Origin of the sequence: Streptomyces xylophagus (assembly GCF_000716435.1) — a bacterium.
Lineage (GTDB): Bacteria > Actinomycetota > Actinomycetes > Streptomycetales > Streptomycetaceae > Streptomyces > Streptomyces xylophagus.
Genome location: NZ_JNWO01000015.1, coordinates 374,754 through 390,072 on the forward strand (window position 1 = coordinate 374,754; position 15,319 = coordinate 390,072).

The following is a 15,319-nucleotide window of genomic DNA, read 5'->3' on the forward strand; positions in this document are numbered from 1 at the left end:
GCCGAGGCGCCGACCGCCGTCGCGTCGGTGATACCGAGCGGCACAGCTCTCGCCCGGCGGATGGCCTCACCGATTCCGTCAGTGGGCAACCGGTCGTCGTGGAACTCGGCTCCGGCACCGGTGCGTTCGGCCGGACGATCCACGAACGACTCGACGGGCGCCGGCGGGCGCGCTTCGAGGAGCCCGACGCCGCGGAACTCGCCGGCCGCGACATCGGCGGTCCGCCGCCCGCCGGCCGTCCTTCGCCGGGACCCGGCGGCCCGGAACCCGCCCGGGCCGCCGGTGCCGGCCGTCAACGGCGCCTGCCGTCGGATGATCAGTCGTAGGGGTTGATCGACGAGCCGGACGAGCTGCAGTTGTCGAAGGTCGTGTCGCGACAGACCGTCACCCAGAGGCTGTGGATGCCGCCGTCCAGGCTGCCCGGCAGGGCGCTCCAGGTAGTGGTGGTACCGCACCCGCTGGTGTTCCAGTGGTTCGGGAACTGGAAGCCCGGCACGGTGACGTAGAAGAACACCGGGTGAGCGTCGCAGGAGGTGTCACTGAGCTTCACGTTGCGCAGAGTGAAGGATTCCGACCCGGTCCAGTCGACGGTGAGCGAGACGGAGGCGCCCGTGGTACTGGCGCTGAGCGGTTGGTTGTCCGAGGCGTTGGCCGTGCCGGGTGTGAGCCCCAGGGCCGCGGCCGCGAGGCCGGCCACGAGGCCGGCGATGGCGCGCTTCTTCATGATTCCTCCCGTGTGTTCGGGGCGAGGCGTCTTCTCCCGCCGCGATGTGGTGCTGAGCGTTGGTCGTGTACGGGCCGCCGGCGTGGTCACTCGCCGGCGGCTTGGCGGCAACAGGCTGTCGCCGCAGCCGGGTTGGCGCCAAGGAGCTCCGGCTGCCTTGGGAGGACGGGACGGCGGTGTGGCTTTGACCTGCGCCGTCGCGAAGCCGTTGGGATGCCGCTGGGACGGCCACCGCGGCCGGGTCATGGGCGGACGCCGGTATCGCCCCTGAAACCGGTCTAGGCGTACCGCGACGTTTACAGCCGCCCCAGTCCGCGCTAGCTTCACAGGAAGTGGGGTGGGAGCGCTCCCACCCGCCCGACGGTCCGGAACCCGCCGGGTGCGGCGGGATCGCCCCACCCCACGTCTCCACCTCCGCACGTTCCTCACCACCGCCGAGCGAAGGGACGTAGAACTGTCATGCCTATGACAATCAGGCATCCGCATGTCGATCCGCGATTACCGCGCCCCACCCCCCACCGAGCCCTCTTCCTCGTCCTCCTGGCCCTCCTCACCACCGTCCCCGCCCTGGCCCTGATCCTCGCCACCGGCGGCGCCGCGGAGGCCCACGGCACCCCCATGAAACCCGGCAGCCGCACCTTCCTCTGCTGGCAGGACGCGCTGACCGACACCGGCGAGATCAAACCGGTCAACCAGGCCTGCAAGGCGGCCCAACAGGTCAGCGGCACCACGCCGTTCTACAACTGGTTCTCCGTCCTGCGTTCCGACGGCGCCGGCCGCACCCGCGGCTTCGTGCCGGACGGTGAGCTGTGCAGCGGCGGGAACCCCAACTTCACCGGCTTCAACCTCCCGCGCGACGACTGGCCGTTGACGCATCTGACCTCCGGCGCGACGGTCGACTTCTCGTACAACGCCTGGGCGGCGCACCCGGGTTGGTTCTACGTCTACGTCACCAAGGACGGCTTCGACCCGACCAAGACCCTCACGTGGGACGACATGGAGAACACCCCGTTCCTCACGGTCGACCACCCGCCGCTCAACGGCACCCCGGGCACGGTCGAGGCCAACTACTCCTGGACCGGGCAGCTTCCGGCGAACAAGTCGGGGCGCCACATCATCTACATGGTGTGGCAGCGCTCGGACAGCACGGAGACCTTCTACTCCTGCTCGGACGTCGTCTTCGACGGCGGCAACGGCGAGGTGACGGGCATTCACGACCCGGGCAACCCCACCGACCCGGTACCCGGCACCTGCTCCGCCACCCGCCGCACGACGGGCAGTTGGCCCGGCGGCTACCAGTCCGAGGTGACCGTCACCAACTCCGGCGACGTCCCGATGCTCGACTGGATGGTCAACTGGACGCTCCCGGGCGGCCAGTCGGTCGCCAGCCTCTGGAACGGCAACGCGACCTACACCGGCCAGGACGTGATGGTGCACAACGCCGACTGGAACGGCTCGCTCAGTCCGGGCCAGAGCACCACCTTCGGATACGTCGTGAACGGCGACGGCGGGGACACCGCAACTACCCTGCCCTGCCAGGTCGGTTGACCCAGAGCTCGGGGCGGACCCGGTGGTCGGGGGCCACCGGGTCCGCGAGCCGGGCAGGGAATGGGGGTTCAACCTGCCCGGGTGGTGCGTGGCTTGGGGCGACACTGCGGTGCGACAACGTTGTCGAATGGTCTGCATATGACTCTACCGCCCCAACGGACAACGATGTCAAGCCAGTTGGCCTGGGTCGACCGTCCGAGTGTCCGCTCCGTGCGCCCTCACCGGGGCACGCGCTCTTCCGTGGTACGGGTGGCGCACGTTACTGTCCCTGCGGCTTGTGCGACCTGTGGTGCGCGACCCGTCCGAAGGAGGAGGGGCCGCGTCATGCGTTTCCGTCCCATGTCCCTGCTGCTCGCCGCCGCACTCGCGGTCGGCGGCGCCACCCCCGCCCTGGCGGCCACCACCGCCCCACCGCAACTCGTCAAGGACCCGAGCGCCTACGTCGATCCGCTGATCGGCACCAAGAACGGCGGCAATGTCTTCCCGGGCGCCGTCGTGCCCTTCGGCATGCTCTCCTGGAGCCCGGAGAACACGAGAGGCAGCGCGACAAGTACGGCCGCGCCCGGCGGTTACCAGTACGACGCCACCCGCATCCGCGGCTTCAGCCTCACCCACATGTCGGGCACGGGCTGCGCAGGCGGCAGCGGCGACATCCCGTTCTTCCCGTACGCCGGTGAGGTCACCTCGTCCCCGGCGAGCGACACCAAGGACGCCGTCTACGCCTCCGACTTCAGCCACACCGACGAGACCGCCGAGCCCGGCCACTACAAGGTCGGCCTCGCCTCGGGCGTCACCGCCGACCTCACCGCGACGGCCCGCACCGGCTCCGGCCGCTTCACCTACCCGGCCGACAAGCCCGCCTCACTGCTGATCCGCACCGCCAACTCCGAGGTGGGCTCCACCGATTCGTCGGTCACCATCGATCCGGCGACCCGCACGGTCTCCGGCTCGGTCACCTCCGGCAACTTCTGCGGCTACCTCGACCCCGAGGGCCAACGCGCCTACTACACCCTGTACTTCACCGCCACCTTCGACCGCGCCTTCAAGACCACCGGCACCTGGCAGGACGACAAGCTGACCCCGGGGTCGACGAACGCGACCGGCGGCACCGGCGGCTTCACCAACGGCGGCCGTCCCGTCGCGGGCAAGGGCGCGGGCGGCTACGTCGAGTTCGAGCCCGGCACCGGCCCGGTCGGCGTCAAGGTCGGTATCTCGTACGTCAGTCAGGCCGGCGCCGAGGCCAACCTCGCGGCGGAGAACCCGCCGAAGCGCTCCTTCGACGCGGTCGAGGACGCGGCGCACCGCGCCTGGCGCGACCAGCTCGGCGCGATCAAGGTGGGCGGCGGTACCGACACCGAGCGCACCACCTTCTACACCGCGCTCTACCACTCCCTCCTGCACCCGAACGTCATCAGCGACGCCGACCGCAAGTACACGGGCAGCGACGGCAAGGTGCACAAGGTGAGCCGGGGGCATCAAGCGCAGTACGGCACCTTCTCCGGCTGGGACATCTACCGGTCGCAGGTCCAACTGCTCACCCTCCTCAGCCCCCGCACCGGCTCGGACATCGCCCAGTCCCTCTACGAACTCGCCCAGCAGAACGGCGGGATCTGGGACCGCTGGCTGCACGGCGCGAGCGGCACCCACGTCATGAACGGCGACCCCTCACCCACCGCCCTGGCAGGCATCCGCGCCTTCGGCGGCACCGACTTCGACCTGAACGGCGCACTCGACTCCCTCGTCCAGGCGGCGACCGTACCGACCGCACAGGACCTGTCCTCCTCAGGCAAGCCGGTGCTGTCGGCGGGCCAACGCCCCTCCCTGGACAAGTACTTGAAGCTGCACTACATGCCGTCCGTCTCCAACGCCTGGGGCGGCGCCGCCGAGACGCTGGAGATGTCCACGGCGGACTTCGCGCTCTCCCAACTCGCCACAGCGGCGGGGAAGAAGACCACGGCGGCCGACTTCGCCAAGCGTGCCCAGTGGTGGCAGAACAACTTCAACATCGCCGCCGACCCCACCGGCGGTTACATCGCCAACCGCAAGGCGGACGGCAGTTGGGTCACCGGCTTCACCCCGGGCACCGGCAACGGCTTCGTGGAGGGCACGGCCGCCCAGTACACGTGGATGGTCCAGCACAACCCGGCGGGCCTCTTCGCGGCGATGGGCGGCACGGACAAGGCACTCGCCCGCCTCGACTCCTTCTTCCATGAGGCGGACGGGAGTTGGGCCTTCACGGGCAGCGGCGGCGACAAGTCCGAGCTGGACAACGAACCGTCCGTCAACGTCCCCTACCTCTACGACTACGCGGGTGCGCCCTACAAGACCCAGGAGACGGTCAGGGCGGCCATGAAGCAGCTCTGGACGACCGACCCGGCCGGCATCCCCGGCAACGACGACCTCGGCGAGATGTCCTCCTGGTACGTCTTCTCCGCCCTCGGCATGTACCCCCAGGTCCCCTCCCGCGCCGAACTCACCCTCGCCTCACCCCTGTTCGAGCGCATCGAGATCAGCCGCCCGCACGGCAACGACATCTCCATCCGCGCTAAGGGCGCCGCGACCGACGCCCCGTACATCCAGTCCCTGAAGGTCAACGGCCGTACCAGCGACCGCCCTTGGCTCTCGTCCTCGATCGTCCGGAACGGCGGCACCCTCGACTACACCCTCTCCGCCACCCCCAACCGCACCTGGGGCAGCGACCCGGCCGACGCCCCGCCGTCCTTCCGCACCGGCGAGCAGCCGTACCAGATCGGCGTCGGCCCGACCGCCGCGACCCTCGCACCCGGCGAGAGCACCAAGGTGAACATCAAGGCCCTGTCCCTGAGCGGCGGCACCGGCCCCGAGGTCCGCTACAGCGTCGAGACCCCCACCGGGGTCACGGCGACTCCCGCCCAGGGAACGGTCGTCGACGGCTCCCAGGACATCACCCTCACCGCCGCCGACGACGTCACGCAGGGCTTCTACGACGTGAAGGTCACCGTCACCTCGGGCGACACGTCGTACGAGCAGCCGGTGTCCCTCACGGTGGCCGCGCCCGGCACCCTCCTCGCCGCGTACAACAACACCGGCGTCTCCGACGACACCGGTGAGCACGACGAGGCGGACTACGACGGAGGCGGCTGGAGCTACTCCCTCCAGGCACTCGCGGCGGCCGGGCTGACCCCGGGCGGCGCCGGCACGGTGGACGGGCTCGGCTTCACCTGGCCGGGCTCGCCGAACGGACGCCCCGACAACGTCTCGGCGGCCGGCCAGACCGTCCAACTCCCGCAGCCCGCAAGCACCTTGTCCTTCGTGGGCAGCGCGGTCAACGGCAACCAGCAGACGAAGGCGACCGTCACCTACACCGACGGCAGCACCGACGCGATCGACCTGTCCTTCACGGACTGGACGGTCGGCGGGGGCGGCGGCACCGTGCAGTACGGCAACGAGGTCGTCGCCAGGACCGCGTACCGCAATGTCGCGGGTGCGGACAAGGACCCGGTCGTCACCTATGTGTTCGCCACCAAGCCGTTCGCGGCACCCACGGGCAAGACCATCAAGAGCGTGACACTTCCGGACGACACGGATCTCCATGTGTTCACCCTTGCGGTGAACTGACGTCCACTATGTGTGCCCTCGCCCGTTCCGGTGGCGGGGGCACATCGTCGCGTGCGAGCATCCGCAGATGGTGAAACGGCCGCAGCTGCCCGAGGAGTTCCGGGCCGAAGCGCGCACGGCCTTCGCGTTCCTGGTCGGGGACGAGGGCTTCGCGCCGCCGGAGGACATAGACGGCGGTCTGCGCTATCTGCGCGCCGACCTGATGGTGCGCGTCTGGTTCCTGGGCGGCGCCGAATCGGAGGTCCTGACACGACTGATCCCCCTGGCGCCGGACGGCACCAGGGGGAGCGGGGCGTGGCTCGACGACCTGTACAAGGCCGCCGCGTGCGGCCCGGCCCAGGACGTCCCCGTCTTCGCGTCGACCAGGAGAGGCGTGCTCAGACGGGTCCACCAGCACGCGGAGGCGTTGCGGAAACTGCTGCCCCGCCTCCCCGTGCCGTGAGGTCACCTCAGGCCAGCAGTTCCACCTCCGCGAGCGTCGAGGAACCGTCCAGGACCAGCCGGTAACGCGCGTACGAGCCAGGCGACTTCACCGAGAACACGCGCGTCTGCTTGTCCCAGGTGAAGGTCTCGCCGGAGCGTTTGTCGAGCGTCTTCCACGTGGTGCCGTCGGCCGAGCCCTGAAGGGTCCAGCCGGTCGGTGCCGTGGTGTGGTCCGCCGACGACGTGAGCGTGTACTGGATGCCCTTGGTGGCCTTCGTGACCGGCAGGTCCACCGAGGTCACCGTCGCGCTCGTGGCCGACGTGTTGTCGAACAGGGCGCCGTCACCGGTGAGTTGGTCGCTGCGGGGTGTCGGCACCTGGTCGTCCTTGGTGATCGACACCGGCGCCGCGTTCTTGCCGCTGCCCCACGCCGAGGGCTTGGAGCCCATGGAGAAGTCCAGCACTCCGCCCTTCTCCAGCAGCGAATGGGGGAGTGAAGTCTTCGTCCAGGTCTGGCCGTTGACCTTCAGGCCCTGTACGTAGACGTTCTTCGTGCTGTTCTTCGGTGCCTTGACGACGAGGTCCTTGCCGTTCTCCAGGTGGACGGTCGCCTTGGTGAACAGCGGGGAGCCGATGGCGTATTCGCCGCTGCCCATCACCAGCGGGTAGAAGCCGAGCGCGGAGAAGAGGTACCAGGCCGACTGCTCGCCGTTGTCCTCGTCGCCGTGGTAGCCCTGCCCGATCTCACTGCCGGTGTAGAGGCGCGACAGCACCTCGCGCACGTTCTTCTGCGCCTTCCAGGGCTCGCCGGCCGCGTCGTACATGTAGATGACGTGGTGGGCGACCTGGTTGGAGTGCCCGTACTGGCCCATCCGGACGTCGCGCGCCTCCGTCATCTCGTGGATGACACCGCCGTAGGAGCCGACGAAGTCGGAGGACGCCGTCTCCGGGGTGGAGAAGTACTGGTCGAGCTTGTCCCCGAGGGCACTTTGGCCGCCGTAGAGGTTGGCCAGGCCGCGGCTGTCCTGCGGGGCGGTGAAGGCGTAGCCCCAGCCGTCGGTCTCCGTGTAGTCGTAACCCCAGATGCGCGGGTCGTAACTCGCCGAGTCCACGCGCCAGTTGCCCTTGGCGTCCTTGCCCTGGAAGAAGCCGGCCTGCTTGTCGAAGAGGTCGACGTAGTCCTGGGCCCGGTTGAGGAAGTACTCGGACTCCTCCTTGTAGTGCTTCTCGCCGGTCTTCTTGTAGAGGGCCAGGCCCATCTGGGCGATGCCGTAGTCGTTGTTGTAGCCCTCCATCGCCCAACTGAAGCCCTCGTTGGTGGCGGTGCTGGTGTAGCCGAGGAAGGGGGAGGTGGTCATGCCCTTGCGGCCCACACCCGACGTGGGCGGGACGACGGTCGCGTTCTTCACGGCCGCGTCGTAGGCCGACTTGGCGTCGAAGTTCACGCCCTTGACGTACGCGTCCGCGAACGCGACGTCCGAGGACGTGCCGGTCATCAGGTCCGCGTAGCCCGGTGAGGACCAGCGCGAGGTCCAGCCGCCGTCCTTGTACTGCTGCACGAACCCGTCGACCATCTCACCCGCCTGACTGGGCGTCAGGAGAGAGTAGGCCGGCCAGGTCGTCCGATAGGTGTCCCAGAAGCCGTTGTTGACGTACACCTTGCCGTCGACGATCTTCGCGCCGGTGTGCGTCGGGGTGTCCTGGCTCGGCATCGGGGAGAACGGCGAGGCGTACTGGTAGGTCGAACCGACCTTCTCGAAGCCGGAGTTGGGGTACAGGTACAGCCGGTACATGCTGGAGTACAGCGTGGTCAGCTGGTCCGGTGTGGCGCCCTCCACCTCGACCTTGCCGAGCAGCTTGTCCCACACCTGCTGGGCCTGGTCCTTGACCGTGTCGAAGGAGGTGCCGTCCGGGATCTCCTGGCTCAGGTTGGCCTTCGCCTGGTCGACGCTGATCAGCGAGGTGGCCAGACGCAGCGTGACCGTGTGGTCGGCGCCCGCCTTGAACCGCAGATAGCCCTTGACACCGCTGGAGGAGCCGTCCGTCACCGGCGCGTCGAACACGCCGTACACGAAGAGCCGGGTCGCGCCCGTGGACAGTCCGGACTTGACGTCTGAGTAGCCGGTGACGGTCCCGTTCTCCTTGTCGAGGGTCAGGCCCGCCTGCTCGGTGACGTTGTCGAAGATGACGCTCGCGTCGTCGCCGGGGTAGGTGAAGCGCAACGAGGCCGCGTGGTCGGTCGGGGCCATCTCGGCCTTGAGACCGTTCTCGAAGGTGACGCCGTAGTAGTACGGGCGCGCGGTCTCGTTCTCGTGCTTGAAGGCCAACTCCCGTGCGCTCGGGTCGGTGTTGGGGGTGCCCGACGCGGCCGACGGCATCACCTGGAAGGTCTGCCGGTCGCCCATCCAGGGGCTGGGCTCATGGCTCAGGCTGAGTGCCTGGAGCGTCGGCAGGTTGTCGTCGTTGTTCGCGCGTGCGTAGTCGTAGAGCCAGCTGAGCGACGACGAATTCGTCACCGGGGTCCAGAAGTTGAAGCCGTGCGGGAGCGCCGTCGCGGGGAAGTTGTTGCCGCGCGAGAAGCTGCCGCTGGAGTTGGTGCCCCGGGTGGTCAGCGCGTAGTCGGACAGATGCGCCTTCGGCTTCTCGGGCGCGACCGACTTGATGCTCACGTCGTCCAGCCAGCCCCGGAACTTCGCCGGCCCGCCGGGGGAGTCGTAGGCGAGGAGTATCCGGTCGACGGTCTTCCCTGCCGCAACCGAACCGATCCGCGAGAGGACGCTGTTCCACTGGTTGACGTAGAGGATCTTCGCCGCGCCCTGCCCCTGCGGAGTCAGCGCGAAGCCGTGCGAGTCGCTCGCGCCGAGGTCACTCAGATAGGTGCCGTCGGTGAAGACCAGGTCGACGGCGACGTTCGTGGCGTCGTAGTCGCGGTCGCCGTCGGCCATCTGCGGGAAGATCTTGTACGACAGTGCCGTGTCCTTGGCGACCGGCACGTCCACGTCGAAGACCTTGTTGTACGAGTACGCGCGTCCCGTCGCCGTATGGCGGCCCGCGTACCGCAGTGCCCGCTTCCCGGTGAAGCCGGCGCCCGCCTTGGCGGTGGGCGAGCCGCTGGGGCCGCGGTCGACCAGCGAGAGCATGTCCTCGGGGATCGGGGCGGTGCTGTTGCCCGTCGAGAACTGGACGTCGGCGAGCTGCAGGATGCCGCTCGCGCCGTTGTTCTTCGTGATGTCGAGCCGGAAGTGCTGGTACTCGGCCGGCGCGGCGAGGTCGTAGGACTTCGTCTGGAAGCGGTCGGCGAAGGTCTCGCCGGTGCGGGTGTCGACGGGCTTCCAGTCCTTGCCGTCCGTCGAGCCCGACAGCGTCCAGTCCTGCGGATCGCGTTCGGCGTAGTCATTGGCCGAAGTCAGCGCGTACGTCACTATCCTGGCCGGCTTGTCGAGGTCGAACTCGACCCAGCCGGTGGGCTCGAAGGTCAGCCACTTGGTGCCGGACTCGCCGTCGACGAGGTTCTCCTTCACCTCGCCGCCGCCGGTGTTCTCGGAGCTCGCCCGGACGTCGGTGACATGGTCGGTCACATTGCCGGGGATGCCGGTGCTGTAGCCGCCGTCGACGCCCGAGGCGCGTTTGGACCCGTCCGGCGCGGTGTCGACCGTGTTCAGCCAGTCCGGTGCCGGATCCCCCGACTCGAACGAGGAGGTGAACTCCCCGCCGGCCGGGGCCTTTGCGGGCAGGGCGACCGTCACTCCCTGCGAACCCACGAGCAAAGCCAGTGCGGCGGTCGACACGACCGCCGTACCCCACCATCTGTGATGCATACGAGGGCATCCTCCCTGCACGCTGGACAACGTTGTCAGCTTCGATGCGCAAGGAACAGTAGGGAGTCAAGTGGCCTGGGATGTCAAGGGTGTTGAGTGTGGCATTCGAGGGCAATAACGGGGATTTCTCCGTCATCGAACACACAGGGCGTTCATATTTCCGCGAGGTCTCACTTCGGAAAAGACCGACAACCTACCCTGCATTCGATCTTGCTCTGCCGACCGGAAGTGGACTATACCTGTCGCGTTCGACACCGCTCTCGAAGCAGTACGCACGAAGTACTCCTGCACGACCAAGCTCGACCTGACCGCGGTGCCGGGGATCCGGTTCACCGCCTGAGTCCTGGAGAAGGCGAGGACTTGAGCATGGGATCCACTTCCGCCGAGAACAACGGTTCCAAAGGCGTCGGCCGCCGCGATTTGATCAAGAGGTCTGCCGCACTCGGTCTGATCTCCGTACCCACGATGAGTTTCCTGTCCGCGTGTGCCAGCGGCGGCGGGGACGACAGCGGCAGCGGTGACGCCACCAAGGGCACCACGTCGAAGTCGAATCCCTTCGGTGTGAAGAAGGGCAGCACGCTCGACGTCGTCGTCTTCAAGGGCGGTTACGGAGACGACTACGCCAAGGCGTGGGAAGCCAACTTCAAGACGAAGATCGGCGTCAGCTCCACCCACACCGGAACGCAGGAGATCACCGGCAAGCTCCAGCCCCGCTTCAACGCGGGCAACCCGCCGGACATCGTCGACGACTCCGGCGCCCAGCAGATCAAGATCGACGTCCTGTACAAGAACGGTCAGCTGCTCGACCTCTCGCCGGTGCTGGACGCGCCCGCGATCGACGACCCGACCAAGAAGGTCCGCGATCTGCTGATCCCCGGCACCCTCGACCCGGGTGTGCAGGAGGGCAAGGTCGTCGCCCTCAACTACATCTACACGGTGTGGGGGTTGTGGTACTCCGGCAAGCTCTTCAAGGACAAGGGCTGGACCCCGCCCAAGACCTGGGACGAGTTCATCGCCATCTGCCAGAAGGCGAAGGCGGCCGGCATCGGCGGACTCGCCCACCAGGGCAAGTACCCGTACTACATCAACGTCGCCATCATGGACCTGATCGCCAAGAAGGGCGGGATCGACGCCGTCAAGGCGATCGACAACCTCGACCCGAAGGCGTTCGTCGGCTCGGCCGCCGCGCAGGCCGGTGTCGAGGCGATCTACGAGGTGGTCGAGAAGGACCTGTTGATGCCCGGCACCAACGGCCTGACCCACACCGAGTCGCAGACCCGCTGGAACCAGTACAAGGCCGCCTTCATCACCTGTGGTTCCTGGCTGGAGAACGAGCAGCTCAAGCTGACACCGACGGACTTCGACATGAAGTTCCTGCCGATGCCGCTGCTGCCCGACAGCAAGATGCCGTTCGAGGCGATCCGGGCCGGCTCCGGCGAGCCCTTCATCATCCCCGCGAAGGCCAAGAACCTCCCCGGCGCCAAGGAGTTCATGCGCCACATGCTCTCCAAGGAGTGGTCGACGCTCTTCGCCAAGGAGGCCAACTCGCTCACCATCCTCAAGGACGGTGTCGACTCCAGCGTCACCCTGCGCCCGGGCACCCAGTCCACGGTCGACGCGTCCAAGGCGGCCGGCGACAACACCTTCCGCTACCTCTACCCCGACTGGTACAGCGAGATGGACACCTCCATCCAGAACGCGTCCAACGAGCTGATGGCCAAGCGCATCCAGCCCAAGGAGTGGCTGAAGCGCTGTCAGGCCGCCGTCGACAAGCAGGCCAAGGACCCGGCGTCCAAGAAGAACGTTCACTCCTGATCACAACGCCTGATCGCACCACCTGATCACGCTCGGGACACCAGGGGCAGGAAACGCCAATGCGCAAAGGGCAGTACAGGTTCGTCGCGGGATTTCTCTTCGTTCCCGTGGCGCTCTATCTGATCTTCGTGATCTGGCCGTACATCCAGACGTTCGGCTATTCGCTGACCGACTGGAAGGGCGAGTCACAGACCTTCAAGTTCGTCGGACTGGACAACTATCGAGCACTGCTCCACGACGACGTCTTCAAGGAGGCCATCTGGCACAACCTCCTGTTCCTGGTGTTCATCCCCGTGATCACCATTCTGCTGGCCCTCTTCTTCGCGTTCATGGTGAACGCGGGAGGGCGCAGCAAGGCCGGCGGTGTGCAGGGTGTCGCCGGTTCCGGGTTCTACAAAATCGTCTACTTCTTCCCGCAGGTGCTGTCGCTGGCGATTCTCGCGGTGCTGTTCAACGCGGTGTACCGCAGTGACGGCGGTGGCCTGCTCAACGGTTTCCTGATCAAACTCCACCTGGTGGACGTCAACAATCCGGTGGAGTGGCTCAACGAGCCCAACATGGTGCTCTGGGCGCTGATGGCGGTCGTCGTGTGGCACGGCGTCGGTTTCTATCTGGTGCTGTTCTCCGCCGCCATGCAGTCCATTCCCCGGGACATCTACGAGGCCGCCCTGATCGACGGCGCGAACCGCTCCCAGTCCTTCTTCCGGATCACCCTGCCGCTCCTCTGGGAGACCGTCCAGACGGCCTGGGTGTATCTCGGCATCATCGCGATGGACATGTTCGTCCTGGTCTCCTCCATGACCTCGAACATGGGCGCCTACGGAGGCGGTCCCGACCACGGCAGCGACGTCATGTCGACCGTGATGATGCGCAACTTCCTCTACTTCGGGAAGAGCGGCTACGCCTGCGCGATGGGCGTCGTCATGCTGCTGCTCACCCTGGTCCTGTCCGTGGTCACGCTGCGCGCCACCCGCCGTGAGCGCATCGAGTTCTGAGCGGGAGACATACGACGATGAGCGCACCCCTCAAGGAGACCGCCCCCACGGGCGGCACCGTCCCGCCCCAGCCGTCGGTCCGGAAGTCGAGCGCCCGGGCCGGTGAGCCGCGCGGCGAGGGCACCGTACTGAACGTGTTCTCGCACGGCTTCCTGGCCCTGTGGGCCCTGCTGATCGTGCTGCCGCTGCTGTGGCTGGTGCTCAGCTCCTTCAAGACCGACGTGCAGATCGGCAACTCGGCCTTCGGCTGGCCGCACAACTGGTCGTTCGACGTGTTCCGGCGGGCCTGGAGCAAGGGCATCGGCGACTACTTCCTGAACACCTTGATCGTCCTGGTGTTCTCGGTGCCGCTGACCATGCTGTTCGGTTCGATGGCCGCGTACGTGCTGGCCCGCTACCAGTTCTGGGGCAACCGGCTGCTGTACTACTTCTTCGTCGCCGGCGCGATGTTCCCGGTGTTCCTGGCGCTGGTCCCGCTGTTCTTCATGGTCAAGCGCCTCGACATGCTGAACACCTACCAGGGACTGATCCTGGTCTACATCGCCTACTCGATGCCGTTCACGGTGTTCTTCATGCACGCGTTCTTCCGGACGCTGCCCACCGCGGTCTTCGAGGCGGCGATCCTCGACGGCGCTTCGCACACCCGGACGTTCTTCCAAGTGATGTTGCCGATGGCCAAGGCCGGGTTGATCAGCGTCGGCATCTTCAACACCCTCGGCCAGTGGAACCAGTTCATCCTGCCGACGGTCCTGATGCAGCCGCAGAGCGGCTCGGACCCCGAGCGCTATGTCCTCACCCAGGGCCTCATCCAACTCCAGCAGCAACAAGGGTACGCCTCCGACCTGCCCGTTCTCTTCGCGGGCGTCACGATCGCCATGATCCCGATGCTGGTCGTCTACCTGTCGTTCCAGCGCCAGGTGCAGTCCGGTCTGACCTCGGCGACGCTGAAGTAGCGCGCCTGGAGAACGCAGAAGGAAGCGCTCGTTCCGCCACCGCTCCCGGAAGGCCGGGAGCGGTGTCCACGTATGTGTCCGAGACCCCGGATGCGGTTCAACCTCTTGACGGGAGGCGACCCGAACGGCTCAGCTTAGAGTTCACTAGTTGGACATAGACGGGGCCTCATCGATGCGGTCCCGCGCGCAGGAGGTCGTCGTGGAGACTCCCGGGTCGCAGTCGTCACTGCACCGAGCCAATCTCGAGCGGGTCGTCCGAGCGGTGCGGTTGGCCGGGTCGTTGACGCAGGCGGAGATCGCGAGGACGACGGGCCTGTCCGCTGCGACGGTCTCCAACATCGTGCGCGAGCTCAAGGACGGCGGAACGGTCGAGGTCACACCCACTTCGGCGGGTGGCCGCAGGGCCCGCAGCGTGTCCCTGAGCGGGGACGCCGGCATTGTCATCGGCGTCGACTTCGGGCACACGCATTTGCGCGTCGCGGTCGGGAATCTCGCCCACCAGGTGCTGGCCGAGGAGTCCGAGCCGCTCGATGTGGACGCCTCCTCGAACCAGGGTTTCGACCGGGCGGAAGAGCTGGTCAACCGACTGATCGCGGCCACCGGAGTGGACCGGTCCAAGATCGCCGGGGTGGGCCTCGGTGTGCCCGGACCGATCGACCTGGAGTCGGGCACCCTGGGCTCCAGCGCCATCCTGCCGGGCTGGTCGGGCACCAGACCCGCCGAGGAGCTGGGCAGCCGTCTGGGTGTACCGGTGCACGTGGACAACGACGCCAACCTGGGCGCCCTCGGTGAGCTGGTCTGGGGCAGCGGGCGGGGCGTCAGGGACCTGGCGTACATCAAGGTCGCGAGCGGTGTCGGCGCCGGACTGGTCATCAACGGCAAGATCTACCGGGGCCCGGGTGGCACAGCGGGAGAAATCGGGCATATTACTCTTGATGAGTCCGGCCCTGTCTGCCGCTGCGGAAACCGGGGCTGCCTGGAGACCTTCACGGCCGCGCGCTATGTGCTGCCACTCCTCCAGAGCAGTCACGGCACCGACCTGACCATGGAAGGAGTCGTACGGCTGGCACGGGACGGAGACCCTGGTTGCCGTCGGGTGATCGCCGACGTCGGCCGACACATCGGCAGTGGAGTCGCCAATCTCTGCAATTTGCTGAACCCGAGCCGAGTGGTCCTCGGTGGCGATCTCGCCGAGGCCGGTGAGCTGGTGCTCGGGCCGATCAGGGAGTCTGTAGGCCGCTATGCGATCCCCAGTGCGGCGCGTCAACTGTCCGTTCTCCCGGGTGCACTTGGAGGCCGTGCGGAGGTGCTCGGAGCGCTTGCTCTCGCACTCAGCGAGATGGGCGATTCGACCCTTTTGGACGGGTCGCTGACTACAGCGACACCTGCCTTCACTTAGAGAACGCACGACGCCGTTGCCATCTCGTTAAGTATTTACTTCTTGAC

The 15,319-nt window shown here is 67.3% G+C and carries 10 protein-coding genes; 8 read left to right on the plus strand and 2 right to left on the minus strand.

Annotation, left to right across the window (positions count from 1 at the left end; genetic code table 11):
• Positions 1-98: 98 nt before the first annotated feature.
• Entirely contained in the window at positions 99-326 is a 228-nt protein-coding gene (locus OO70_RS30970) for a hypothetical protein (protein ID WP_043678310.1), read from the plus strand.
• On the opposite strand, the gene OO70_RS30975 is transcribed toward OO70_RS30970, so the two are convergent.
• Complete coding sequence (locus OO70_RS30975) at positions 317-724, minus strand: hypothetical protein (protein ID WP_043678312.1); 408 nt, start codon at positions 722-724, stop codon at positions 317-319. The genes OO70_RS30970 and OO70_RS30975 overlap by 10 nt on opposite strands.
• Before the next feature lie 465 nt (positions 725-1,189).
• On the opposite strand from OO70_RS30975, the gene OO70_RS30980 reads away from it, so the two are divergent.
• The 3 genes from OO70_RS30980 (at position 1,190) to OO70_RS30990 (ending at position 6,311) form a co-directional block, all read left to right on the plus strand.
• Positions 1,190-2,272 (plus strand): lytic polysaccharide monooxygenase auxiliary activity family 9 protein, encoded by a 1,083-nt coding sequence (locus OO70_RS30980; protein WP_043678314.1) that lies wholly within the window; start codon positions 1,190-1,192, stop codon positions 2,270-2,272.
• Between the two features lie 324 nt (positions 2,273-2,596).
• Positions 2,597-5,869: a GH92 family glycosyl hydrolase gene (locus OO70_RS30985; RefSeq protein WP_043678316.1), complete on the plus strand. Its 3,273-nt coding sequence runs from the start codon at positions 2,597-2,599 to the stop codon at positions 5,867-5,869.
• Positions 5,870-5,936: 67 nt separating this feature from the next.
• Positions 5,937-6,311, plus strand: a complete 375-nt coding sequence (locus tag OO70_RS30990) for a hypothetical protein (protein ID WP_043678319.1) — start codon at positions 5,937-5,939, stop codon at positions 6,309-6,311.
• Positions 6,312-6,318: 7 nt separating this feature from the next.
• Here OO70_RS30990 and OO70_RS30995 read toward each other — a convergent pair whose 3' ends face one another.
• Positions 6,319-10,110, minus strand: a complete 3,792-nt coding sequence (locus tag OO70_RS30995; RefSeq protein ID WP_199827440.1) for a GH92 family glycosyl hydrolase — start codon at positions 10,108-10,110, stop codon at positions 6,319-6,321.
• 366 nt (positions 10,111-10,476) lie between these two features.
• Between OO70_RS30995 and ngcE the strand changes: the two genes are divergently transcribed.
• From ngcE to OO70_RS31015, 4 genes are all read left to right on the plus strand, one after another.
• Positions 10,477-11,925: an N-acetylglucosamine/diacetylchitobiose ABC transporter substrate-binding protein gene (gene ngcE / locus OO70_RS31000; RefSeq protein ID WP_043678321.1), complete on the plus strand. Its 1,449-nt coding sequence runs from the start codon at positions 10,477-10,479 to the stop codon at positions 11,923-11,925.
• Positions 11,926-11,984: 59 nt separating this feature from the next.
• A complete protein-coding gene (locus tag OO70_RS31005; protein ID WP_043678322.1) occupies positions 11,985-12,920 on the plus strand; it encodes a carbohydrate ABC transporter permease in 936 nt (311 codons plus the stop codon).
• Between the two features lie 17 nt (positions 12,921-12,937).
• Positions 12,938-13,873: a carbohydrate ABC transporter permease gene (locus OO70_RS31010; RefSeq protein WP_043678323.1), complete on the plus strand. Its 936-nt coding sequence runs from the start codon at positions 12,938-12,940 to the stop codon at positions 13,871-13,873.
• Between the two features lie 199 nt (positions 13,874-14,072).
• Positions 14,073-15,272 (plus strand): ROK family transcriptional regulator, encoded by a 1,200-nt coding sequence (locus OO70_RS31015; protein ID WP_043678324.1) that lies wholly within the window; start codon positions 14,073-14,075, stop codon positions 15,270-15,272.
• Positions 15,273-15,319: the final 47 nt, after the last annotated feature.